This is a genomic window from Prevotella amnii DSM 23384 = JCM 14753, assembly GCF_000378745.1.
Lineage (GTDB): Bacteria > Bacteroidota > Bacteroidia > Bacteroidales > Bacteroidaceae > Prevotella > Prevotella amnii.
Window position 1 is genome coordinate 1 of the sequence record NZ_KB905280.1, and the last position, 24,282, is coordinate 24,282.

21 protein-coding genes are annotated in these 24,282 nt (G+C 34.3%); 8 read left to right on the forward strand and 13 right to left on the reverse strand.

All coding sequences use genetic code 11. From position 1 onward, the window contains the following. From F596_RS11875 to mnmG, 8 genes are all read right to left on the reverse strand, one after another. Positions 1–166: transposase (locus F596_RS11875; RefSeq protein WP_019036301.1), on the reverse strand; the 166-nt coding region annotated here is incomplete at its 3' end. Positions 167–677: 511 nt separating this feature from the next. Continuing rightward, positions 678–1,625, reverse strand: coding sequence for a deoxyribose-phosphate aldolase (deoC, locus tag F596_RS0106430; RefSeq protein ID WP_019036303.1), 948 nt, complete (start codon positions 1,623–1,625; stop codon positions 678–680). 42 nt (positions 1,626–1,667) lie between these two features. After that, positions 1,668–2,006: a nucleotide pyrophosphohydrolase gene (locus F596_RS0106435; protein ID WP_008447269.1), complete on the reverse strand. Its 339-nt coding sequence runs from the start codon at positions 2,004–2,006 to the stop codon at positions 1,668–1,670. Positions 2,007–2,012: 6 nt separating this feature from the next. After that, entirely contained in the window at positions 2,013–2,138 is a 126-nt protein-coding gene (locus F596_RS12230; protein WP_019036304.1) for a hypothetical protein, read from the reverse strand. Between the two features lie 37 nt (positions 2,139–2,175). Beyond that, positions 2,176–2,628 carry a D-aminoacyl-tRNA deacylase gene (gene dtd / locus F596_RS0106445; RefSeq protein ID WP_019036305.1) on the reverse strand — a complete coding sequence of 151 codons (453 nt, stop codon included), beginning with the start codon at positions 2,626–2,628 and terminating at the stop codon, positions 2,176–2,178. Positions 2,629–2,652: 24 nt separating this feature from the next. After that, a complete protein-coding gene (uvrC, locus tag F596_RS0106450) occupies positions 2,653–4,494 on the reverse strand; it encodes an excinuclease ABC subunit UvrC (RefSeq protein WP_019036306.1) in 1,842 nt (613 codons plus the stop codon). A gap of 347 nt (positions 4,495–4,841) precedes the next feature. After that, entirely contained in the window at positions 4,842–5,372 is a 531-nt protein-coding gene (locus F596_RS0106455) for an adenine phosphoribosyltransferase (RefSeq protein ID WP_008447279.1), read from the reverse strand. Between the two features lie 87 nt (positions 5,373–5,459). After that, on the reverse strand, positions 5,460–7,355 hold the full coding sequence (gene mnmG, locus F596_RS0106460) for a tRNA uridine-5-carboxymethylaminomethyl(34) synthesis enzyme MnmG (protein ID WP_019036307.1): 1,896 nt from the start codon (positions 7,353–7,355) through the stop codon (positions 5,460–5,462). 269 nt (positions 7,356–7,624) lie between these two features. Between mnmG and F596_RS0106465 the strand changes: the two genes are divergently transcribed. The 5 genes from F596_RS0106465 to F596_RS0106485 all read left to right on the forward strand — a co-directional run bounded on the left by F596_RS0106465 (position 7,625) and on the right by F596_RS0106485 (position 13,951). After that, positions 7,625–8,299: a succinate dehydrogenase cytochrome b subunit gene (locus F596_RS0106465; RefSeq protein ID WP_024992664.1), complete on the forward strand. Its 675-nt coding sequence runs from the start codon at positions 7,625–7,627 to the stop codon at positions 8,297–8,299. A gap of 65 nt (positions 8,300–8,364) precedes the next feature. Continuing rightward, positions 8,365–10,347 carry a fumarate reductase/succinate dehydrogenase flavoprotein subunit gene (locus F596_RS0106470; RefSeq protein WP_019036309.1) on the forward strand — a complete coding sequence of 661 codons (1,983 nt, stop codon included), beginning with the start codon at positions 8,365–8,367 and terminating at the stop codon, positions 10,345–10,347. Positions 10,348–10,349: 2 nt separating this feature from the next. After that, a complete protein-coding gene (locus tag F596_RS0106475) occupies positions 10,350–11,105 on the forward strand; it encodes a succinate dehydrogenase/fumarate reductase iron-sulfur subunit (protein WP_019036310.1) in 756 nt (251 codons plus the stop codon). Positions 11,106–11,299: 194 nt separating this feature from the next. After that, on the forward strand, positions 11,300–12,484 hold the full coding sequence (locus tag F596_RS0106480) for a protein kinase domain-containing protein (protein WP_019036311.1): 1,185 nt from the start codon (positions 11,300–11,302) through the stop codon (positions 12,482–12,484). A gap of 198 nt (positions 12,485–12,682) precedes the next feature. After that, positions 12,683–13,951: a THUMP-like domain-containing protein gene (locus F596_RS0106485; RefSeq protein WP_019036312.1), complete on the forward strand. Its 1,269-nt coding sequence runs from the start codon at positions 12,683–12,685 to the stop codon at positions 13,949–13,951. Between the two features lie 391 nt (positions 13,952–14,342). On the opposite strand, the gene ruvB is transcribed toward F596_RS0106485, so the two are convergent. From ruvB to F596_RS0106500, 3 genes are read right to left on the reverse strand one after another with little or no spacing between them, the layout of a single operon-like run. After that, positions 14,343–15,380, reverse strand: coding sequence for a Holliday junction branch migration DNA helicase RuvB (gene ruvB / locus F596_RS0106490; protein WP_019036313.1), 1,038 nt, complete (start codon positions 15,378–15,380; stop codon positions 14,343–14,345). Between the two features lie 14 nt (positions 15,381–15,394). Further along, positions 15,395–16,411: a site-specific DNA-methyltransferase gene (locus tag F596_RS0106495; RefSeq protein WP_008447183.1), complete on the reverse strand. Its 1,017-nt coding sequence runs from the start codon at positions 16,409–16,411 to the stop codon at positions 15,395–15,397. A gap of 4 nt (positions 16,412–16,415) precedes the next feature. Further along, complete coding sequence (locus tag F596_RS0106500; RefSeq protein WP_019036314.1) at positions 16,416–17,195, reverse strand: type II restriction endonuclease; 780 nt, start codon at positions 17,193–17,195, stop codon at positions 16,416–16,418. Positions 17,196–17,386: 191 nt separating this feature from the next. Between F596_RS0106500 and F596_RS0106505 the strand changes: the two genes are divergently transcribed. The 3 genes from F596_RS0106505 to F596_RS0106515 all read left to right on the forward strand — a co-directional run bounded on the left by F596_RS0106505 (position 17,387) and on the right by F596_RS0106515 (position 20,503). Continuing rightward, positions 17,387–18,250 (forward strand): YitT family protein, encoded by an 864-nt coding sequence (locus F596_RS0106505; protein ID WP_019036315.1) that lies wholly within the window; start codon positions 17,387–17,389, stop codon positions 18,248–18,250. Positions 18,251–18,372: 122 nt separating this feature from the next. Further along, on the forward strand, positions 18,373–19,767 hold the full coding sequence (locus tag F596_RS0106510; protein ID WP_019036316.1) for a DUF5687 family protein: 1,395 nt from the start codon (positions 18,373–18,375) through the stop codon (positions 19,765–19,767). A 31-nt stretch (positions 19,768–19,798) separates the two neighbouring features. Then, entirely contained in the window at positions 19,799–20,503 is a 705-nt protein-coding gene (locus tag F596_RS0106515) for an ATP-binding cassette domain-containing protein (protein ID WP_008447338.1), read from the forward strand. Between the two features lie 110 nt (positions 20,504–20,613). Here F596_RS0106515 and F596_RS0106520 read toward each other — a convergent pair whose 3' ends face one another. Then, positions 20,614–22,191, reverse strand: coding sequence for a S41 family peptidase (locus F596_RS0106520; protein WP_019036317.1), 1,578 nt, complete (start codon positions 22,189–22,191; stop codon positions 20,614–20,616). Positions 22,192–22,276: 85 nt separating this feature from the next. Further along, the gene (locus F596_RS0106525; RefSeq protein WP_008447307.1) at positions 22,277–24,217 is read right to left on the reverse strand and encodes a DNA topoisomerase IV subunit B; all 1,941 of its coding nucleotides are present in this window, start codon (positions 24,215–24,217) and stop codon (positions 22,277–22,279) included. Between the last annotated feature and the right edge of the window lie 65 nt (positions 24,218–24,282).

Genomic DNA, 24,282 nt, shown 5'->3' on the forward strand with positions numbered 1-24,282 from the left:
TAGGATGAGCCGGGCGACCATTATTGCTGCAATACAAAGGAGAGAAAGCATTTTCAAAACACTCCCAATTAATCTTATTACTAAGTTGGAAAAGGGGATGTTGATGACTAAGCATGTCCTCTAAAGAAGAGAACAAAGAGAGCTGTTTGGATGTACGTTTAAGCATAAATATCTGCAAGAATTATAATGTAAAGGTACAAAAACTTGCAGATATTTGCAAATAATTTATAGCATAATATACTATGAATCAGATGAATATTAGGCTTTTAAGGGTGGACTATTTATCTTTAAGGCATACTATTTTTTATGGTAAAAGATGTCTTTTTAATGTAAATATGTAACTATTTGTAAACCATTATGTTATTTGCTGTTTTAAAAAATAGATTATTTTTGTACTAAAAATAATCTATTTTTGTATTAAAAATAAATTAAAAATGAAGTTAAAAAAATATCTCTTGTTTTATAAAGAGAGTATAGCTTGTGTTGTTAAAAGTAAGGGTTGGGCATTAAAAAGCGGGATTTGAACATGGGATAGTATGTTTTTATATATCGTGTACAGCATACTTATAGTATGTATTACACCGTTACAAACTAATGTTCAAACCCCGAAAGCAGGCAAACTGCGACAAAAAAAGGACATCTTTTAAAACCCTAAAAAACAATGTTTTATCATGTTTTTAGAAGTATTTTATCTCCTTTTCTAATAGTTCTGATAAGATTAAGTTTGGAAGCCTGCTTGTGCCAAGACGGAAATAATAGTTAGATAGCCACTTTTCGCCTAACACTTCTTTAAAGATAGTATAATATATTACAGCGTCCATGACACTGTTAATGCCGCCAGCAGGTTTTAATCCTATCTGTATGCCTGTCTTGTTATAATATTCTTTTATAGCTTGACACATTACATAAACGGCTTCTGCTGTAGCACCACCACCTTCTTTGCCTGTGCTGGTTTTTATAAATTGAGCACCAGAATACATAGAAAGCAGGGCTGCTGTTTTAATGTTTTTAGCTGTTTTTAATACACCTGTTTCAAGGATAACCTTCATGTCTACGTCGCCACACACTTCTTTAAGCTCTGAAATGGTATCGCAAACGCTCTCGTAATCTTCTGAAAAGAATTTTCCTACAGGTAGAACAATGTCTACATTAGTAGCCCCGTCTTTTATAGCAAGAGCTGTTTCTACTGTTTTTACTTCTAAAAAGCTCTGTGATGAAGGAAAAGCTCCCGATACCACTGTAATATCCACACCATCTATTTCAAGACTGTTGGCTACAAGTTTTGCAAAGTTAGGGTAGGTTACTATGGTGCGAACATTAGGTAGGTTAGGATATTCTTCCTCAAACTTATTAACGTTTTCCACCATTTTAAGCACCTTCTCTTCGGTATCGCTGACACTTAGTGTGGTATATTCTACTGTGCTGAGGAGAAACTTCTTTACCTCCTTGTTATTATTCTCACTTACCTTTTCCTCAATAATTTTCCGTACAGCATTTTTTACCTCATCATCAGTAATATTGAGATCATACAATGAAAGGGCTTGCTCGTATTTACTACTATCCACCTTACCGGTATTTTTCTGTTTGTGAATGTCGTTAGAGAATTGTTCTTTTATACTTACCATATTGATTTTAATTATATTTATGATATTATTTATTGATTTCGCTTATTTATTTCTTTTATCTTTAAGTTTAGGGTTATTAATATGCCTATCTTTATCGCGGGTAGTTTTTTTATAGAAACTTTTTTGCAATTCCTCGGTGAGATCTACCCCTGTTTGATTTGCCATACACATAAGTACCCATAGTATGTCAGCCATTTCTTCACCGATGTTGGGTTTTTCTCCTTTTTTAAAACTCTGGTCTCCATACTGGCGAGCCATTACACGAGCAAGTTCGCCTACCTCTTCTGTAAGGCAAGCCATATTGGTAAGCTCGCTAAAGTAGCGCACGCCATAGGTTTTTACCCATTGGTCTACTGCTGATTGTGCTTCTTTTATTGTCATTATATTTTATGTAAATCCTTTAATTCCACCACAACATACGATAAATGCTAATCCTATTATCCAGGCTATGATAACTATAGCGATATAAATAATGAGTACTTTAAGAGCTTTATTATTATTTTCTTTTACCATTTCCTCTTTTTGCAAGTATCGTTAGATATTTTTGTTTCTATTCCTTATTATGTGTATCCATACAAATAGTTACAGGACCATCATTTAGCAATTCCACTTTCATATCGGCACCAAACTCTCCTCTTCTCACTTCTTTACCAAGTAGGGTGGAAAGAGCCTGACAGAAATGTTCGTAGAGAGGGATAGACAGCTCATGTTTGGCTGCGTGAAGCCAACTGGGGCGATTGCCTTTTTTGTAGCTTGCAAGTAGCGTAAACTGTGAAACGACAAGTATGTCGCCTCCTTGTTCGATAATGCTTTTATTCATTATCCCATTATTATCATTGAAGATACGAAGACCAATAACTTTTTTTACAAGCCAGTTAGCATCTTCCTGAGTATCGTTATCTGCTATCCCAAGTAAGATAAGATACCCTGAGCCTATAGCTGATTTTACCTTGCCATCTATAGATACTGAGGCTTTTGTTACGCGTTGTATTACTATTCTCATGTTACAAATATACGAAATATTCCGCTACTTATCTGTTTTGTTGTGGAAATAATTAAAAATTATTTCAGCTTTAAATTTGCCAATGATACCTGTAAGTGTCTGTAAATCAGTAGTTTTTATATTACTTAAGGTCTTTAGTTCTTTTAAAAGAGCTTCTTTTGTCTTAGGTCCAATGCCTGGAATCTCATCTAATACGCTATGTAGCTGATGTTTAGACCGTTTGTCTCTGTGAAAGGAAATGGCATATCTGTGCACCTCATCTTGTATCTGTGTGAGTACTTTAAATAGCTCAGAAGTGGGTTTTATACTAATGGTTTGGGCTGGGAAGCCATATAGAAGTTCGTTAGTGCGATGCTTATCATTCTTTGCCAAGCCTGCTATAGGGATATGAAGATGTAGCTCGTCTTCTATAACAGTGCGCACTACTTCCATTTGACCTTTACCGCCATCGGTAATGATAAGGTCGGGTAGAGGAGTGCCTTCTGCTTTTATCTTGCTGTAACGGCGGCGTACCACCTCCTGCATCGATGCGTAGTCATTAGGACCTTCTACTGTTTTGATGTTATATTTACGATAGTCTTTTTTTGAAGGTTTCATCTTTTTATATACTATACACCCTGCTACTGCATCTGTTCCAGATATGTTAGAATTGTCGAAACACTCAATAGTATAAGGTAATTTGGGAAGTTTTAGTTTGTCGCGAAGTTCTGTCATAAGGCGTGTTTGTTTTTGTTCAGGATTGAGTTTTTCAGCTTGTTTTAGTCTGTCGAACTTATATTGTTTAGCATTCATTTGCGATAACTCAAGCAAATGGCGTTTGTCTCCGCGCTGAGGAATGAAAAAGTCAGCATCTTTTATTTTAAAATCAAGCTCGAATGGCACTATAATTTCTTTTGCTTTACTTTTAAATCTTTCACGAATCTCAGGTATGGCTTCATTTAATAGTTCTGCATCGCTCTCATCAAGTTTGCGTTTATATTCGTATGTGAAGCTTTGATTAATGGCTCCATTAGTAACATGAATGTAATTGATAAAAGCATTTTTATTAGTTTCATCATTATCTATTGAAAAGACATCAACATCGGTAATGGTGTAGGATACTATCTCGCTTTTTGTAGCAAAATTATCTAAAGCAATGTATTTCTGTTTACATATCTCAGCTTCTTCAAAACGTAGCTGCTCTGATAGCTCTTCCATTTGCTTACGTATGATGTGTTGCACAGAACGTGTATTGCCTTTTAGCACCTCTTTTGCCTGTTTTATGTTCTCTTGATATTCATTATAGCTTTGCTTGTTTATACATGGTGCTCCACAATTTCCCATGTGGTATTCTAAGCACGACTTATATTTACCTTGCTGTATACCTTCTTTTGTTATAGGGAAACGACAGCTTCGCGGCTTATAAGTTTTCTTTATAATGTCTAAAATAGCGTACATGGAGCTAATGTGTGAGTAGGGTCCAAAGTATGTACCAAGCTTTTTATTAATTGTTCTTGTGTGAAATATGCGAGGAAAAAGCTCATTAGTTACACAAATGCTGGGATATGTCTTGCCATCTTTAAGCAAGACATTATAACGTGGTTGGTATTGTTTTATAAGCTGATTTTCTATTAATAAGGCGTCTTCTTCTGAGTTTACTATAGAATAAGAAATGTCGAAAATTTTAGAAACAAGGAGCTTTGTCTTAAAACGATCTACTTCTTTATGGAAATAAGACGCTACTCTGCGCTTTAAGTTTTTAGCCTTCCCAACATAAATGATAATATTATCTTTATCATAATATTGGTATGTGCCAGGCTTCTCTGGCATGCTTGCTACTATAGTTTTCAAACGTTCTATGCGCTTTTGATTATTTTCTTTATCCATTTTTTGTAACTATCTTGTTTCTAACTGTTTCTATCTCCTTTGTTCCACGTGGAACGTTTAAGGATCTTTATTTATCTTTAGCCTTATAGGTGGTTTTTTGTTAGTAAAGGATTATGAGCAAGTGGATTTTAAAAAGAGGATAAACGGTGTAAGGTTTCTATAAACTCTTTCGTGTTTTCTTTGGCTTGCATCTTTTCTTTAGGTTTATGTTTTTACTTTCTGTGTTTATGTAAGAATACATATCTATATATGTTTTTAAAATTAAAAGGCGGAACATCTTTCTCTTAAAAGTTGCTCCGCCTTTGTTTGGTTATTATTTATTATTCTATTGTTTAAATATTATTTTTTTAGAATTGGAGCAGAGATGAGATCTCTATATCTTTGTCAAATTGTGATCTACATTCTGGAAATTCTTTTAATAGTTCTATTATAAAGTTGCAATATACCTTCTTTGGGTTGAATTTCTTTACTAATTTACATGCAGCTTTCATAGTTCCACCTGTAGCAAGGAGGTCATCGTGAAGAAGGATAACATCATTTTCGTTAATAGCATCTTTATGTATTTCTATTGTGTCTGTGCCGTATTCTTTTTCGTATGTTTCTTGTACGGTTTCACAAGGTAGTTTACCTGGTTTCCTGCAAAGCACTATGCCTGCGCCAAGACGTTCTGCAAGGGCAGAAGACATGACAAAACCGCGACTTTCGATGCCAACAACTTTTGTTACACCTTTATCTTTATAAAGCTCGTACATCTCGTCAGAGATCTCTTTTAAAGCTTCTGCCGATTTAAATAGTGTTGTAACATCACGAAAATTAACGCCCTTTATTGGCCAATCTGGAATACATCTCAGGTTGTCAAGTAATAGTTGTTTGTTCATTAGTGTATTTTTCTTTTTACTTTAGTTGCTTATTTATAATATAAAATGTTTTTTATTATAATGTTTTTATTGTCTTTTTTTTTCATTTCATCGACCCATTAATATTAATAGTACATTAATATCATTAGGACTAACTCCGGGTATTCTGCTTGCTTGTGCTAAAGTTTCGGGTTGTATACGCTCTAACTTCTGTCTGCATTCAGTAGAAAGGTCATGTATTTTGTTATAGTTAAAGTGCCCTTTTATCTTTATATTCTCTAAGCGGTGCATCTTTTCTGCAAAAATACGTTCACGTTCTATATATCCTTTGTATTTCATTTTTATTTCGGTTGCCTCTATTATTTCTTCTTTTCTGTTAGGACATGTTTCTAAACATTCCTTTAAAGTAGGTAGGATATTGGCCAAATCTGTTATAGTTACATTAGGTCTACCGATTAAATCGATTAATTTTGTAGTTCCCTTAATGGGAGAAGATCCTATTTTTTCTAACAAACTATTTACGTATTCAGGCTTTACAGTGTTATTATAAAAGAAGTTTTCTATGCGTAGAATATGTTCTTTTTTCTCTAACCACCAGTCGTAACGTTCACGTTTAGCTATTCCTAAAGTATATGCCTTTTCTGTTAAGCGAGCATCAGCATCATCTTGTCTGAGTAAAATGCGATACTCTGCACGTGAGGTAAACATACGATAAGGTTCATCAACACCTTTTGTAGTTAGGTCATCTATAAGCACTCCTATGTAGCTTTCGTCCCTTTTCATTATAAAAGGCTGGTTATTACTGCATAAGTTAGCAGCATTAATGCCTGCTACTATTCCTTGTCCACCAGCTTCTTCGTAACCTGTAGTACCATTAACTTGCCCTGCAAAGAATAAACCTTCAATGATTTTAGATTCTAAAGAAGGTTTTAATTGGGTAGGATCAAAGTAATCATATTCAATAGCATATCCCGGTCTATATATCTTTGCATCGCTTAGAGCAGGAATTTGGTGTATTGCTTCTATCTGAATATCCCATGGCATACTTGATGAAAAGCCATTAAGATACATCTCGTTTGTATCAACTCCTTCAGGTTCAAGAAACAAAGGGTGTGATGATTTATTAGGGAAAGTTATAAGTTTAGTCTCTATAGAAGGGCAATAACGTGGTCCTGTACTCTGAATTTGTCCATTAAGTATAGGTGCTTCTGATAAACTATTACGTATGATTCTGTGTGCTTTTTCATTGGTATTAAATGTCCAGCAAGGCATTTGAGGTAAAGAACGTTGTTTTCCAAAAAATGAGAATTGGTGGTAATCTGAATCACCTGGCTGTTCTTCTGTATATTCAAAATGTACCGAGCGCTTATCTATACGTACAGGAGTACCTGTTTTCATGCGTGCTACAGTAATTCCCCAACGAGTTATGCTATCAGTAAAATTATGTACGGCAGGTTCTGATATTCGCCCTCCTTCTACTTGTTTATTTCCAATATGCATTAATCCGTTTAGGAAAGTTCCTGCTGTAATAATTACAGTACGTGCATACATTTCTATACCCCAAATAGTTTTTACTCCTATAACTCTTTGTGCAGTTTCTTTAGAAGTATTGTTTTTCTCTACAAGGAGTTCTGTAGCTTGATCTTGAAAAATGTATAGGTTTTCAGTATTGTCTATTGTTTTCCTCCAATTATCAATATATTTTTGTCGGTCGCATTGTGCTCTTGGGCTCCAAACTGCTGGCCCTTTCGAACGGTTGAGCATACGAAACTGAATAGAGGAGGCATCAGTAATAAGTCCCATATACCCCCCTAGAGCATCAATTTCGCGTACTATTTGCCCTTTGGCTATTCCGCCTATGGCTGGATTACAGCTCATTTGGGCTATTTTGTTCATATCCATTGTCAGCAAACAGGTCTTTGCTCCCATGTTAGCAGCAGCAGTTGCTGCCTCGCAACCTGCATGCCCTCCACCTATAACAAGAACATCATATTGAAAAATCATTGTTTATACATTTTCTAATTTCTATGCAAAAGTAGGAAATTTAATCCGATTTCTTTTGTTTTCGCTTGGGTTAATCACTAAAATATAGTACTTTTGTACAGATTTTGTGCGAGGCAATACCAAGAAATTAGTATTTTATTACTATTTTGTTATATGCTTTTTGTGCAAATGTAATAAATAATAACTTTTATATCTTATTATGATATAGATCTCCACAGTAAACGATGAAGAAATTCTAATAATTAAATAAAATCAAAATCAGTTCATTTATGTGGTTAATTAATTCACCAATTGGAAGAAAAGTGATAATGGCTGTAACAGGCTTTGCACTTATTCTATTCTTAACTTTCCACCTTTGTATGAATGTTGTGGCCTTTTTTTCTGGTGAGGGTTATAACATGGTGTGTGAATTTTTAGGTTCTAACTGGTATGCAGTTGCAGGAACAGTGGGGCTTGGAGCCTTGGCTGTAGTGCATATTGTGTATGCTTTTATCTTAACAGCACAGAATAGGCGTGCTCGTGGTAATGAACGTTATGCTGTAACAAGCCGTCGTCCTGAGGTAAGTTGGGCTAGTCAGAACATGTTAGTGTTAGGTTTGATCATCTTTATAGGTCTTGCTCTTCATCTTTATAACTTCTGGGGACATATGATGTTTGCAGAGTTAGCTAAGGTAGAGGTTGCTCATAGTCCTGCAGATGGTTTTGCTTGGATACAAGATACTTTTGCCAGTCCAGTTTATTCTATCCTTTATCTTATTTGGATTGTTGCGATATGGTTTCATCTTTCTCATGGGTTTTGGTCGTCAATGCAAACCTTTGGCTGGAGTGGTAAGATTTGGTTGAAGCGTTGGCAGTGTATAGGTTTAGTTTATGTAACTATACTTATGGCTATCTTTGCTTTTTTAGTAGTTGCTTTTTGGTTAGGTTTTGCTCCTAGTATGTAAGTAGCTGTTATCCTAATTAATACCTAAGATCAATAAAAAGAAAAATTAAAGCATGAAATAAGATTATGACTAATCAAATAAATTCAAGGATTCCTGAGGGCCCAGTGGCCGAAAAATGGACCAATTATAAGAATCACCAACGTTTGGTGAACCCTAAAAATAAACTAAAGTTAGATATTATCGTTGTAGGTACAGGTCTTGCTGGTGCATCTGCAGCGGCATCTTTAGGCGAGATGGGATTTAATGTTTATAATTTTTGCATTCAAGATTCCCCTCGTCGTGCACACTCTATAGCAGCGCAAGGTGGTATTAATGCTACTAAGAATTATCAGAATGATGGTGATTCTGTTTATCGTTTATTCTATGATACGGTAAAGGGTGGCGATTATCGTGCTCGCGAAGCTAATGTTTATCGATTAGCGGAAGTTTCTAATGATATCATTGATCAATGTGTTGCACAGGGTGTTCCTTTTGCTCGTGAGTATGGTGGTATGTTAGCAAACCGTTCTTTTGGTGGTGCGCAGGTAAGTCGTACATTCTATGCTAAGGGGCAGACTGGTCAGCAGTTGTTGCTTGGTGCTTATTCTTCGTTAAGTGCTCAGGTGCAAGCTGGAAAGGTTAAGCTATATACTCGTTATGAGATGGAAGATGTAGTTATAGTAGATGGTGCTGCTCGTGGTATTATAGCAAAGAATCTTGTAACAGGTAAGTTAGAGCGTTTTTCTGCAAATGCAGTAGTAATAGCTACAGGTGGTTATGGTAATGCTTATTTCCTTTCTACAAATGCGATGGGTTGTAATTGTACAGCGGCTATTCAGTGTTATCGTAAGGGAGCTTATATGGCAAATCCATCATACGTTCAGATTCACCCTACTTGTATTCCTGTACATGGTGATAAGCAATCTAAGCTAACTCTTATGTCAGAGTCTTTGCGTAATGATGGTCGTATTTGGGTTCCTAAAAAGCTTGAAGATGCTAAGGCTATTCAAGCAGGAACAAAGAAGGGGTCTGATATTCCCGAAGAGGATCGTGATTATTATTTGGAACGTCGTTATCCTGCTTTTGGTAACTTAGTGCCTCGTGATGTTGCTTCTCGAGCTGCAAAGGAGCGTTGTGATAAAGGTTTTGGTGTAAATAATACGGGTTTGGCTGTATTTTTAGATTTTTCTGAATCTATAGAACGCCTTGGTCTTGATGTTGTTTTGCAACGTTATGGTAATTTATTTGATATGTATGAAGAAATTACCAATGTTAATCCTGGAGAGGTTGCTAATGAGATAAATGGTGTTAAGTATTATAATCCGATGATGATTTATCCAGCTATTCACTATACTATGGGTGGTATTTGGGTTGATTATGAGCTGATGACTTCTATTAAGGGTTTATTTGCTATTGGTGAATGTAATTTCTCAGATCACGGTGCTAACCGTTTAGGGGCATCAGCATTGATGCAAGGTCTTGCCGATGGTTATTTCGTTTTACCTTATACTATTCAGAATTATTTAGCAGATCAGTCTCTTTGGGCTCATCTTTCTACCGATCTTCCTGAGTTTGATGAAGCAGAAAAGAAGGTAGAGTCTGAAATGGATCGTCTATTGAGTATTAAAGGTAAGCGTTCTGTTGATTCTATCCATAAGGAGTTGGGTCATATCATGTGGGAATATGTTGGTATGGGTCGTACAGCAGAAGGTTTGCGTATAGGTCTTGATAAGTTGAAAGCTATACGAAAGGAGTTTGATACAAATCTTTTTGTTCCTGGAACTAAGGAAGGTTTGAATGTAGAACTTGATAAAGCTATTCATCTTCGTGATTTTATTCTTATGGGTGAGCTTGTAGCTAATGATGCTCTTTCTCGTAATGAGAGCTGTGGTGGACATTTTAGAGAGGAGTATCAGACAGAAGAAGGCGAAGCTAAGCGCGACGATGAGAATTTCTTTTATGTAGGTTGTTGGGAATATCAGGGCAATGATGAGACTGCTCCTATACTCCTAAAAGAGACCCTTGAGTATGAAGCAATAAAGGTACAAACACGTAATTACAAGAATTAATCATGGCAAAGACATTATCATTCACATTAAAATATTGGCGTCAGAGTGGTTCACAGGCAAAGGGATACTTTGATACCCGTGAGATGAAGAACATTCCAGACGACACTTCATTTCTTGAAATGCTCGACATTCTTAATGAGGAACTTATTAATGAAGGTCAAGAACCTTTTGTTTTCGATCACGATTGTCGCGAAGGTATTTGCGGTATGTGTTCGCTTTATATAAATGGGCACCCTCATGGCCCTGCAACAGGTGCTACTACATGTCAGCTTTATATGCGTCGTTTTAACGATGGTGATGTAATTACGGTAGAGCCTTGGCGTTCGGCAGCTTTTCCTGTAATTAAAGACTGTATGGTAGATCGTACTGCTTTTGATAAGATAATGCAAGCAGGTGGTTATACTACAGTGCGTACTGGTCAGGCTCAAGATGCTAATGCTATTCTTATTCCTAAGCAAGATGCCGATGAAGCTATGGATTGTGCTTCTTGTATAGGTTGTGGTGCATGTGTTGCCGCTTGTAAGAATGGTTCTGCAATGCTTTTTGTTTCTTCTAAGGTAAGTCAGTTTGCTTTACTTCCTCAAGGTAGGCCAGAGGCTGCAAAGCGTGTTAAGGCTATGATTGCTAAGATGGAAGAAGTAGGTTTTGGTAACTGTACTAATACTCGTGCTTGTGAGGCAGAGTGTCCAAAGAATGAGTCTATAGCTAATATAGCTCGCTTAAATCGTGAGTTTATTAAGGCTAAGTTGGCTGATTAAAAAAACTTTGTCTATAACAAAGACGAGGTGTTTTAACATTTTTTCTAATAGTATTTTATCCTATAGTTTGTATATCAAGCTATAGGATATTTTTTATTTTATAACTATTCTTTTTATCTATTCATTGAATATTGTGTGTTTTTTTACTAATTTTGTACACTTACTAAGCGTATAAATTAATAAAAATAATAGTAATGGCTGATAATAGACCTTCTGAAACCATAAAAAAGGTTTCTTATTCTTCTTATCATAAGCTCCCTTCTAAGGGAATATTTCTTTATATAAAGGCAGTTAAGGACGATAAAACTGTAGTTTTGAAAGCCTTAAAAGAGGAATTGCGTGATCGTGTTTTGTTTTGTAATGTCTTAAAAAAGGAATTTGAAATTTCTAAAAATCTTAGTCATCCTAATGTTGTTCGTTATAATGATATTATTGAGACAGATGAATATGGTCTTTGTATAGAGCAAGAATATGTAGATGGTATTACCTTGAAATCATATTTATTAGAAGGACATATTGATGATGATAAGATAGCTATTGTTAATCAGATAGCTTCTGCTTTGGAGTATATTCATGGACAAGGTGTTATACATCGTAACCTAAATACGTATAATGTTTTAATATCCACGCATGATAATGTAGCTAAGATAACCGATTTTAGTGTACTTTCGGTAGATGCTCTTAAGCCAGGTAGTGAAGCTATGCGTTTTATAGCTCCAGAACTAAAGGACGAAACAATAGCTGCTGATGCTTTAGTAGATATATATTCTCTTGGTGTAGTTATTAAATCTATGGGATTAACACTTGCATATAGTGAGCATATAAAACGCTGTTGTGCTTTTAAGCGTAGTGAGCGTTATGCTGATGTAGGCGAGTTTTTAGCCGATTTCAATAAATCAGGTTCGTCTATGTCTATGCCAAAGATTAGCGGTGGTATGGTAAAAGTGTTTGGATTAGTTATTATTCTTATATGTATAGTAATTGCCGTATTGTGTTTTAAAGATACGCTTTCTGTTGAGTTTGGTAAGATTAATTTATCTTCTTTATTTTCAAGAGATAAGGTAGAGGCTTCTGTTGATACTTTACAGGTTGATAAAAAGCCGAAGATAGAGGCAAGAAGAGATAGTTTTCCTACTACAGGAAAAATGGCTTTCTTAAAAACTATGAAGCCTGCTTTATATAAGGATTTAGACGGTATTTTTTCTAAATTTGATAATAAGGCTATGACGGTTGCTAATAAAACTAAGTTAAATGCACGTATAAAGGCTTATTATAAAGGTCTGATAGCTGCAAATGACACATTAGATAACGAGCAGCGTTTAGCACTTGATAATATTTTTGGTAATTATGTTAAAGCAAAAAAAGCTGCATTGAAGTAATTTAGGTTTCGCTCTGCTTTTGTAGTAAGTATGGCTGTAATAAGAGTGTTAGGTAATAGCAATAACTGAGCGGTTATTGTTAAATGATAGGCAAATATAGGTGCCTTGTAGGTCTTTTCTTTTATTGTTATAAAAGGTAATGTAAAGAAACAAGGCAATGTTATACTTGTTGTTTAGTAAAATTGTAATATGTTGTAAATGAGTACACTTACAGATAACTGCGACAAAACAAGGAAATTTATAACAGAGCATCTTACTGATAATATTCGCTCTTTAGCTCTTAAAGCTAATACTTATAAAGATATTAATATTTCTTTTGCACTTAGCCAGATTGCTGGTTGGCAGAAAGCTTGCATAAAGTTGCCATCATGGGCAAATATTCAGGGTATTATTTATCCAAAGCATATTTCTTTAGAGCAGTGTTCCAGTGAGGCTACTGCCATATATAAGTATCATCTTGTTAGACGTATTATTGGTAACTGTGATAGAGAAAAAGTTACTTTGTCTACCTCTTTGCTCGACCTTACTGGTGGTTTTGGCGTAGATTTCTCTTTTATGGCTCGAGCTTTCGACAAAGCAGTGTATGTAGAGCAGCAAGAAGAGTTGTGTGAAATAGCACAGTATAATTTTGATCTTTTTCACTATGAGCGTACCATCATAGAGATTGTTAATGCCGAAGGTATTAACTATTTACATATAACAGATCCTGTTACTGTTATTTTTATCGATCCTGCACGTCGTGATTATAATGGTGGTAAAACGGTGTTTATATCCGATTGTAGTCCTAATATTATTCCCATAGAGGAAGAGTTGCTTTTAAAAGCACAGTATGTAGTAATTAAATTATCACCTATGCTCGATTGGCATAAAGCTGCGACTGATCTTTGTAGTGTGGGTGATGTTGTACGAGAAGTACATATTTTATCGGTAAAAAACGAGTGTAAGGAACTTCTTTTAGTTCTGCAATCTGAAGAAAAAGCGAGACTTTTAGGGCTTTCATCATCAAATATGAAGATTTTTAGTATAAATGATGATCAGGTAGTAAGTTTTTCTATCGAAGAGGCTAAAAATGCTGTTTTACGCCTTTTTACCGAACAATTGCAGATAGGTATGTATCTTTATGAACCTAATTCTTCGTTGATGAAAGCAGCTTCTTTTGGTGTTATTACTCAAAAATATCCAGTATATGCTCTTGCTCCTAACTCTCATTTGTTTGTTTCTTTCGATGAAATCGCTAATTTTCCTGGTAGATCGTTTGTAATAACAGGTTTTTCTTCGTTTAATAAAAAGAGCCTTAAACGCTTTTTATCTGGTCTTTCTAAAGCAAATATAGCTACTCGAAACTTCCCCCAAACTGTTAGTGAGCTGCGTAAACGGCTTAAATTAAGCGAAGGTGGTAAGGATTATTTATTTGCTACCACGCTTATTAACGGTGAGCATTATATGATAAAGTGTGCTAAAATATAGCTTTTAAATATACAAAAAAGCATCTATCTTGCCTGTATTCATAACTATCTGTATATTAACGGCATATATTTTGTTTTGAAAAATAGATTATTTTTTATATAAAAATAGATTAAAAATGATATAAAAATAAGTTATTTTTCGGTTCAATGTTTCGCTTATAGCAATAAAAAAGGTATCCTTTTCTTTTCTTTAAGGATACCTTTTCTTTTTCTTTAATTGTACTTTGCTTATTATTATAGTATAATATTTCTTTTAAGGACGTTGTTATATCAGTTTCTTTTATAATTCGTAAAAATGTCTTTATATTTACTGTTTATACGTTTTTTCGATATATTTATTTGCTCAATATTTATGATTATAGCGAGTAAATAGTTAGTTTTGTTTAAATAAATTACATATCGAAGAGATTAGGCTGCATAGGATTAGCAGATTGATAATTGCGTCCAAGATGTTCATAAGCCAGTTGTGTAGCAACGCGTCCACGTGGTGTTCGTTTAATAAACCCCTCCATAATGAGAAATGGTTCGTATACTTCTTCTACTGTTCCACTATCTTCTCCTATAGCAGTAGCAATGGTAGAAACCCCAACAGGACCACCTTTAAACTTATCAATGATGGTAAGTAATATTTTATTGTCTATTTCATCAAGTCCGTATTGATCGATGTTAAGTGCTTGTAGAGACATTGTGGCAATGTTTGGAGTAATTGTTCCGTTGCCTTTTACTTGTGCAAAGTCGCGTACACGGCGTAATAAAGAGTTGCATATACGCGGTGTGCCACGTGAGCGAAGAGCTATTTCTTCTGCAGCTTCGTCTATTATAGGCACCTTTAGTAGTGCAGCCGATCGTTTAATAATGCGTTGAATAGTTTCTGCGTTATAATATTCTAAGTGCATATTTATGCCAAATCGTGCTCGTAATGGTGCTGTAAGTAAACCACTTCTTGTAGTAGCTCCTATTAAAGTAAATGGGTTAAGTTCTATCTGTATGCTGCGTGCAGATGGTCCTTTGTCTATCATTATATCAATGCGATAATCCTCCATTGCAGAGTATAGGTATTCCTCTACAACAGGTGATAGGCGATGTATTTCATCTATAAATAAAACATCATTAGGCTCAAGACTGGTAAGAATGCCGGCTAAGTCGCCCGGCTTGTCAAGTACAGGTCCTGATGTTATTTTAAATCCTACTCCAAGCTCATTAGCAATAATATTGCTTAATGTGGTTTTGCCTAATCCGGGAGGTCCATGTAATAGGGTATGATCTAAAGGTTCTCCTCTATATTTAGCAGCTTCTACGAAGACACTAAGGTTTTCTACCACCTTATCTTGCCCGCTAAAGTCGCTAAACTTCAGTGGTCGTAGCGCATTTTCAAAATCTTTTTCAGCCGATCGTAATCGTTCTTCTCTTATATCAAAATCTTCAGTCATCTATATTTGGTTAATTATAATGTGATATAATCATATTTTGCAGCGAATAATCCTTCACTTCTTAAGTTCTCTTTAATAGTCTTAATAGCAAGTTCCGACTGATCTATCCCTATCCATTTCCTGCCTAAGCGATTAGCAGCTTTTAGAGTTGTACCTGAACCTGCAAAGCAATCTAATACAATAGAATTTATTGATGAAGATGCTTTGATAATAAAATGTAAAAGGTCTTCATTCTTTTGGGTAGGATAAATAGGATATTGAGGATCTTTAAAATCCCAAATATCTTGCGCTTTTTTCCCTATTCTATCGTCTGCATAGTTTATTTTGCGTGGATTCCCATTGCTTGACCATTCTATTAATCCTTTCTTATCCAATTGTTCTAATTCCTCAATAGAAGTGCGCCAATGTCTCCCTTTAGGAGGGTATATGCCTTTAAAAGGAAGTGAGGTTTTGCCTTTAGTTTCTCCAGGAGCGTGAAGAGGAACCGTGGTATATCTCCTGCCATTTGCATCTATCTTATTATAGCGTTTGATTATTTCATCTTCAGAATATTCAAATATAGGATTATTCCATATAGGATTATCTCCTTTAGTATAAAAAAGAATCATATCTTTTATGTTACCGTATCCTATTTTTTGAAAATTTTTAGGATTACATTTTATGCGAGTGATGTCATTTCTAAAGTTTTCTATACCAAAAATACTATCTAACATCACCTTTATATAGTGTCCAATTTTGTAGTCTATATGTAGATAAAACGACCCTTTATCTGATAATAATAGGTATAAGAGTTCAATGCGTTTTCTTATATATGTTAAATAGTTTCTCCCTTTTAGCGTGTCAGTATAAGCAATATTAGCATCATTCGATTTACTAATAGTAGCAACTCTTCCTCCAGAGTCTATGGAAAATGTCCCTCCAGTAGCAAAAGGAGGGTCTATATATATAAGATCTATTTTTCCTTTATAGCCTTTATCTAAAAGGAGCTGTAGACCATCAATATTGTTACCTTTTATAAGTAGATTTTTCATAAGTTTAAAGAGAGTAAACAAAGTCTTTTAATAACAATGCACTCATTATATTAAGACTGTTGGTTGTAATAGTTGTATACATTTTCTTTCTACTTTTTATATATAGGACACCATCTAAAATAGCTACTTTTATGACATCTTTATTTGTTGGAGTATTAAGTGTTGTTATTGCATCTAAGAACTGATCGTTTTGGTGTCCACCTTCATCTGTAATGAATTTAGCCTCACCTATGATATATTTATTTTTGCGTTTAGCAATGAAGTCTAACCCTTTATTTCTATTATAGCCTAAATATTTATGTGCAAATTCTTTTAAAGATTGGTCTGTTCCTTTCAGAATAGCAAAGTCTTTTGCATTTAAGAAAGCATCTTCTTCAATAGGTAAGCAGCCTAAAGTACCAGAGTTTAACCAGTTTGTAAATAGTGGTCCTATCTGTCTGTTAGTCTCTTTTGGTTGTGTACATCTTTCATATAGTTTATCAAGTCCTAATTCTCTAATACGTCCACAAATTCTATTGACAGTTAGTGGATTCCTTTCTACTGCTGATTTTGCATGTTTAAAGAAAGAAACATAACTGTCTTTTATAGGAAACAGTTTTAATTTTAATAAAGATTTGAAAAGTTCTACGTTATTATAAGACTTGTAATATTCTTCAATATTATGCCAAGTATCCTTATTTATTTCACGAATAGAGTCAGGACTTAGAGGATATACAGAGAATAATTGATCTAAATAATCTTTTTGATTAGCTAACTCAATACTATATTTTGTGAAAATATTCATTTGCTATAGTTATGTTTAATTGAAAGTCAAAGGTACAAAAAAAAACTCAAAATGAGTATTATACATGTTTATAGTATATATATATGGGAAAAAATGTCTACTTTTGCACACATAATCATTCACCTATTTTATTTAGATAAACTGTGAGTATAAGTAAGAAACTTTTGTATCGTGAGATCATCGATTATGTAATGATAGCCGTAGGTATGATGTCATATGCTATAGGTTGGGCTATTTTTTTATTGCCAAATAATATTGGTAATGGTGGGGTAGCAGGTCTTTCATCTATTATTTATTGGGGTACAGGTACACCTATTACCTACACTTATTTCTTAATGAATGTTGTTTTATTAGCAATAGCACTCAAGGTTTTAGGTTGGCGCTTTTGTGTTCGTACTATTTATGGTGTGGTAACGTTAACTATTTGCACATGGCTTGTGAGGCATTTCTTTCCTCATCCAATGATTCTTCATTCACAACCTTTCATGGTAACTATAATAGGAGGTCTGTTCTGTGGTGTTGGTGTTGGTTTTGGATTGGCATTTAATGGCAGCTCAGGAGGGTCTGATATTGTAGCTGCAATGGTTAATAAGTATCGTAATATTTCGTTAGGGCGTGTTATCTTGTTAGTAGATATTATTATAGTAACGCTTAGTTATCTTGTTTTACATGACTGGGAACATGTTATTTATGGATATATAACATTGTTTACTATAGCCTTTGTTGTAGATCAGGTTGTGAGTGTAGGTCGGCAGTCGGTACAGTTTCTTATTATATCAGAACGTTATGAAGAAATAGCAGAGAAGATATCAGGTGGTGCAATACCACGCGGTTGTACTTTTCTTGATGCAGAAGGCTATTATACAGGTCATAAAACAAAACTTATTCTTACGGTAACGCGCAAGAGAGAGGCACCAGCAATGTATAGATTAGTAGATGAAATAGATCCGCATGCATTTGTAACACAAAGTCAGGTAACAGGTGTTTATGGTAATGGTTTTGATCGTTTAAAGGTTAAACATAAAAAGAGGTCTTTAAAGCAAAATAAAGAGTAAAAGTGTATGTTAGCGTTTTTATAGACGTAGCTTTTTAATCGTTTTGGCAAAATGATGTTCTAAAGCGTTATATATTATACATTTCTTCTTATATTTGTTGGAGCAATAATAATTTTATAAGTATGTTAAAAGTATTACTTCAATTATGGTGGACACAAAAGAGGCGCACCTTCGATTGGAAGAAAATGGGTATATTGATCTATTTTTTCTTATGTATAGTGATAATGATAGGTGGTTTCCTTTTTGAGGTAAATGCTAATATCACTAAGATTTTACACGATAGAACATTACAAATAGCAGCTGTTCCCATTGCATTGGGGAGTATTCCTATTTGCCTTATGTCAATGTTTATGATGAAGATAGAGGAGAACGGTATGGATAATGCTATCAAATCTCGTCCTATTTCAAAACTGACGTGGGGTCAGTTTATCGTAGCTTCAAGTGTAATAGATTATTGGACAGCCTTTCCACCCATACTCATAGGTATAGTGGCTTGCCTTATTATGCCTGTTGGGTATGCTCTATTAACCTTTGTTTTGGCATATATACTTAGTACAACGATGGCACTTTTTGTTACTAGTGTGCGTTTATCCAATAATTATCTCTTAAGAATTGCTACTTGGGTAGGCTTTGCTTGTTTCCTTATGTTTATTACATTTGTAATGATATTTGGCATATCGATGCTTACAGAGGTAGCTTTAGCCTTTGAGATAGATGTTATTACAGTGTTATATGCTTGTAGCTTGTTTGTTTTTATTTATAATTTAGATAATTATAATGAGCAAAAAGAGTATAAAAGAAGTAGTAGGAAAAATAGTAAGGTAGGGCGTTTTACGATGGAATGGGCTGCTTTATGGCGTACAAAACGTTTTAAAAATCCCATTATTTTATTCTTATTGTTGTTTACAGGAGATCTTTATCTACTGGTAAATCTAAATGAAACAGATATGGGTTGGTCAGCTATGTCAAGCTATTATTTATTCTTTATTTTTATTATTCTTTACGCTCCATTTATGTTGGGACAGTTTATGTTAGGCATAGAAGCAAATTTTATCGACGGACTCTTTACTAAACCTTATGTACTTGAGGAGCATTTAAACACGAAATATTACTTTTTTATGTGCTTAAATGTTGCTTCTTCGTTGTTATTGTTACCTGGTGTATTCTTTAATTTATGGAGATTAGACCTTATAATAGTATCTGTAGTCTTTAGTTTTGCCGTCGATCTGTTGCTATTTATTACTTGTTTAAAATCGAAGAGGATAGATCTTTTCTCCAGTGGCTTCTTTAATTATCAAGGTGCTAATATGGGTTTTAATGTATATGGATTAATGCCTATTATAGGAGTAGTGGTCTATATAGCTCTACTAATAATGCTTCCGTCCTTTTATATGGCAGAGGCTGTCCTGTGTATGATTGGTGTTTTAGCTTTCATGTTTCACAAACGAGTTATTAAAATGTTAGTAAATAGATTTATGAAGCAAAAGTATGCCCGCTTAGAAGAGTTGAGAAAGTAAGAAAATAAACGACTAAAAAATACGACAAACGATGGAAATTCAGATTAGTAACCTTAAAAAGCAATATGGTGATAATACAGTATTGGATATAGAAGCCTTAACAATCCAAAGTGGGGAGTTGGTGGGCTTAGTAGGTAATAATGGTGCAGGCAAAACTACTTTGATGCGTCTTATGCTCGATTTAATACAGAGTACAGAAGGTGAGGTGCTTATATCAGGTAATAAAGTATGTGATACAGATGTATGGAAAAATTGGGTTGGCTCTTTTATAGATGGTAGTTTTTTGATTGATTTTTATACACCAGAGGAGTATTTTGAATTTATTGCTAAGGTATATCATATCCAAGAGCCTATTCTTAAACAGCGTTTAGCTGAATTTTATGATATAGATAGGGGTGAAATACTTGGTACAAATAAGCTAATTAAAGATTTTTCGCAGGGTAATAAGCAAAAGATAGGTATTATAGGTGCAATGATAATTGCCCCTAAAGTGTTGATATTAGATGAACCTTTTAATTATTTAGACCCTTCGTCTCAAATCTTTGTAGCTAAAAAAATACAGAATATTTGTAGCGAGAATGGTACAACAGTACTTATATCCAGTCATAATATTCAGTTTATAGCAGATATTTCTACTCGCATTCTTTTACTTGAAAAAGGGAAAGTGGTTAATGATATTAGTCATAAAGATGGTAATATACTTAAGGAAATTAATGAGTATTTTGAGCAAAAGTAGTTTTATTGTTTTTATTAACTAACTTTTGCCCAAAAGTTTTATAAGTATACTATTTAATAATAGTAATATAAATATTTTTTATATGTATTTGTAAAAGACATATAATTTTATTATTTGCGACTTATTTCTAATGCTTTTTTTATAATATGGCTTTGCTCATTCCATATTCTGAAATATTCATTTGTGTCCCAAAGATCCCTAGCTATAAGAGCTTTTAATTGTAGTTTTATATATTTTTGAGTGTTTTGCAGCTCTTTGTCATCTTTTGCTTCTATCTTTTGCTTCTTTCCTTCTGTTATAATTTGATTGATAAGCGATAAAGGTATAGTATAGTTTCTATTGAAAGTTTCGAATGATTGGTATGTGTTTTTTAGCTGTTTACGATTTTGATCTGCATATTTTAGATATGCATTCATAATTATATTCTTAATGGCTAATTGTCGATGTAATCTTGTATATTGCGTTGTGTCGAGTGGAACAAATATATCTGGCATTATTCCCCCACCACCATACACTAATCGATGTTGTCTTTTTGTATAAAACTTTTGTGATTTATCAAAGTGTATACTGTCAGGATTTGTTAGTTCACCATGTTTCAATCTGTTTTCAATATCCATATCATAATCCTCTTGATAACCTTTTTTATAAGGCTTTTGAATGCATCTTCCACTTGGAGAATAATAATGAGCTATGGTAAGACGTATCATGCTTCCATCAGGCAAATCAATGGGGCGTTGTACTAATCCTTTGCCGAATGTACGGCGTCCTATTATAATTCCTCTGTCATTATCTTGTATAGCACCAGACACTATTTCACTTGCAGAAGCTGTAAACTCGTTTACAAGTATATATATCTTTATATCTTTTAGTTTTCCTTTACCATTTGAGCGAAACTCTTGTTGCTTCATATTTCGTCCTTTAGTGTATACTATCATATCCCCATCTTTTAGGAATTCATTAGCAATTTGTACGGCAGCTTGTAAATATCCACCTCCGTTGTCTTGCAAATCAATTATTAATTGTTTCATTCCTTTGTGCTGAAGTGTGTCAATAGCACTCATAAATTCAGTATAAGTTTTTGCTCCGAAGCTGCTCCATCGTATATATCCTATTTTTGGACGAATCATATATGCAGCATCTATTGTGTGTACAGGGATTTTTGAACGAGTAACAATAAAATGTAAATGTTCTTTTGTTCCGCGTCGTATGATGGTTAGTTTTACCTTTGAGCCTTTAGGACCGCGTAGTCGTTTCATTATATCTATTTTATCCATCTTTACACCGGCAATGGTAGTGTCGTTAACAGCTATTATGCGATCACCAGATGAAATACCAACTTTCTCAGACGGTCCTTTTACTATTGGCTGAACAACTACTAAAGTGTCATTAATCATATTAAACTGTATACCTATGCCTTCAAAGTCGCCTTCTAAAGGTTCGTTCATCGCTTTTGTTTCCTTTGCATCGGAATAAGTTGAATGAGGGTCTAACTCTTTAAGCATTCCTCGTATAGCATCTTCTGCTAATTTTTCTTCGTTTACAGAATCTACATAAAGAGAATTTATAGCCATTTCGGCGAGTTGAAGTTTGCGAAGAGGTGAGTTTTTCCCAAAATTAAACTTTATTTGTGCTAAAGAATATATAGGAAATAGTGTGATAAGTATTATTAATATGGTTGTTTTTTTCATTACTTTGTGGCTTTTTAGTAAGTGTAATTATGTTTTATATATATTGATAAGTATATGTTTAGCTATTGAAAAGTTTGTGTTTTTACTAACTATCTTCGTCAATAACGTCTTCTTCTACGACGAGATTATCTATAATAAAATTTTGTCTTTCCATGGTGTTCTTACCCATATAGTATTCTAAAAGCTTTTGTACCTGATCTGTTTTATGAAGTGTTACTTGTTCTAATCGCATTTCTGGACCGATGAAATGTATAAATTCGTCAGGCGATATTTCGCCTAATCCTTTAAATCGTGTAATTTCTGGTTCAGGTGCTAAGTCGTTAATAGCTTCTAATCGTTCCTCTTCAGAGTAGCAATAGCGTGTAATAAAGTCATTTTTCTTTTCACCTTTTACTCTGTTTTGGTCAGCTTCTATGATTGTTTTTTTGTTTTTTATTTTTGTTCTTCGGTTACGTATTCTAAATAAAGGTGTTTGTAAAACATATACATGTCCTTTCTTAATTAGTTCAGGAAAGAACTGTAGGAAGAATGTAATAATTAGCAATCTGATGTGCATACCATCGACATCGGCATCTGTAGCTACTATTATTTTGTTATACCTTAGTGTATCAAGTCCTTCTTCTATATCTAAAGCGGCTTGTAAAAGATTAAATTCTTCATTTTCATATACCACTTTTTTTGTAAGTCCAAACGAGTTAAGTGGTTTTCCTCTTAGTGAGAATACTGCTTGTGTATTAACATCTCTACTTTTGGTAATAGACCCACTTGCAGAGTCGCCTTCTGTTATAAAGATAGAGCTTTCTTCTTTTCTATCATTCTTTATATCGCTAAAGTGTATACGGCAGTCTCGTAGTTTTTTATTGTGTAGATTAGCTTTTTTTGCTCTTTCGCGTGCTAACTTAGTTACACCTGCCATCGCTTTTCGTTCCCGTTCTGTTTCTTTTATTTTATTCTCTAAAATATCAGCACAGTCTTCTTTATGAATATGTAAGTAGTTATCAACATTAAGTTTTATGAAATCGCCTATATATTTGTTTATGGTGTCTCCGTTAGGTTCCATAAGTGTGCTTCCTAACTTTACTTTTGTTTGTGATTCAAATATAGGTTCTTCTACGTTTATAGCTATGGCTGCTACTAATCCATTTCTAATATCTATGTATTCGTATTTGCCATAGTATTCTTTTATGGTTTTAGCAATATGTTCTTTAAACGCACTTTGATGAGTTCCTCCTTGTGTGGTGTGTTGTCCGTTTACAAACGAGTAATATTCTTCACCATACTGATTTGTATGAGTAAATGCTATCTCTATATCCTCTCCTTTCATGTGTACGATAGGGTATAACGGATCAACGGTCATATTATCGGTTAGTAAATCTTTCAAACCATGCCTACTTAATATACGGCGTCCATTGTACATGATGGTTAGTCCCGTATTTAAGTAAGTGTAATTTCGGAGCATTGTTTCTACTATTTCATCAAGAAATTTATAGTTTTTAAATAGAGTGTTATCAGGTTCAAAATATATAAAAGTTCCGTTTTCATCGTTGCTTTTAGACGTTTTGTCGTCTTTCAAGCAGCCTTTTTCAAAGCATAGATGTCTTACTTTACCATCGCGGAAACTTTTCACCTCAAATTTAGAGCTTAAAGCGTTTACAGCCTTTACACCAACTCCGTTTAGTCCGACACTTTTTTTGAAAGCTTTAGAATCGTATTTACCTCCTGTGTTAAGCATAGAAACGGCTTCAATGAGCTTTCCTTGTGGAATGCCACGTCCGTAATCGCGTACTGTAACACGAAGATTATCTTCTATATCTATCTCTATTCTGTTGCCAGCTTCCATTTTAAACTCGTCAATAGAGTTGTCTATAACCTCTTTTAGTAAAACGTAAATACCATCTTCTGGTAGCTTTCCATCACCTAATCTTCCTATATACATACCGGGACGTGTACGAACATGTTCCATATCTGAAAGATGTCGTATGTTATCATCGGTGTATTGTACTATGTTTTTAGTTTCTTCTACCATATTGATTTTTAGTTTTACCTTTTTAGAGGTTATGAAAAGTTTTCTTTATGAGATAATGTTATGGT

Excerpts from the sequence above, each read along its gene's own strand:
- deoC (WP_019036303.1), bottom strand. The coding sequence starts at position 1,625 with ATGGTAAGTATAAAAGAACAATTCTCTAACGACATTCACAAACAGAAA.
- F596_RS0106435 (WP_008447269.1), bottom strand. The coding sequence starts at position 2,006 with ATGACAATAAAAGAAGCACAATCAGCAGTAGACCAATGGGTAAAAACC.
- F596_RS12230 (WP_019036304.1), bottom strand. The coding sequence starts at position 2,138 with ATGGTAAAAGAAAATAATAATAAAGCTCTTAAAGTACTCATTATTTAT.
- dtd (WP_019036305.1), bottom strand. The coding sequence starts at position 2,628 with ATGAGAATAGTAATACAACGCGTAACAAAAGCCTCAGTATCTATAGAT.
- uvrC (WP_019036306.1), bottom strand. The coding sequence starts at position 4,494 with ATGGATAAAGAAAATAATCAAAAGCGCATAGAACGTTTGAAAACTATA.
- F596_RS0106455 (WP_008447279.1), bottom strand. The coding sequence starts at position 5,372 with ATGAACAAACAACTATTACTTGACAACCTGAGATGTATTCCAGATTGG.
- mnmG (WP_019036307.1), bottom strand. The coding sequence starts at position 7,355 with ATGATTTTTCAATATGATGTTCTTGTTATAGGTGGAGGGCATGCAGGT.
- F596_RS0106465 (WP_024992664.1), top strand. The coding sequence starts at position 7,625 with ATGTGGTTAATTAATTCACCAATTGGAAGAAAAGTGATAATGGCTGTA.
- F596_RS0106470 (WP_019036309.1), top strand. The coding sequence starts at position 8,365 with ATGACTAATCAAATAAATTCAAGGATTCCTGAGGGCCCAGTGGCCGAA.
- F596_RS0106475 (WP_019036310.1), top strand. The coding sequence starts at position 10,350 with ATGGCAAAGACATTATCATTCACATTAAAATATTGGCGTCAGAGTGGT.
- F596_RS0106480 (WP_019036311.1), top strand. The coding sequence starts at position 11,300 with ATGGCTGATAATAGACCTTCTGAAACCATAAAAAAGGTTTCTTATTCT.
- F596_RS0106485 (WP_019036312.1), top strand. The coding sequence starts at position 12,683 with ATGAGTACACTTACAGATAACTGCGACAAAACAAGGAAATTTATAACA.
- ruvB (WP_019036313.1), bottom strand. The coding sequence starts at position 15,380 with ATGACTGAAGATTTTGATATAAGAGAAGAACGATTACGATCGGCTGAA.
- F596_RS0106495 (WP_008447183.1), bottom strand. The coding sequence starts at position 16,411 with ATGAAAAATCTACTTATAAAAGGTAACAATATTGATGGTCTACAGCTC.
- F596_RS0106500 (WP_019036314.1), bottom strand. The coding sequence starts at position 17,195 with ATGAATATTTTCACAAAATATAGTATTGAGTTAGCTAATCAAAAAGAT.
- F596_RS0106505 (WP_019036315.1), top strand. The coding sequence starts at position 17,387 with ATGATAGCCGTAGGTATGATGTCATATGCTATAGGTTGGGCTATTTTT.
- F596_RS0106510 (WP_019036316.1), top strand. The coding sequence starts at position 18,373 with ATGTTAAAAGTATTACTTCAATTATGGTGGACACAAAAGAGGCGCACC.
- F596_RS0106515 (WP_008447338.1), top strand. The coding sequence starts at position 19,799 with ATGGAAATTCAGATTAGTAACCTTAAAAAGCAATATGGTGATAATACA.
- F596_RS0106520 (WP_019036317.1), bottom strand. The coding sequence starts at position 22,191 with ATGAAAAAAACAACCATATTAATAATACTTATCACACTATTTCCTATA.
- F596_RS0106525 (WP_008447307.1), bottom strand. The coding sequence starts at position 24,217 with ATGGTAGAAGAAACTAAAAACATAGTACAATACACCGATGATAACATA.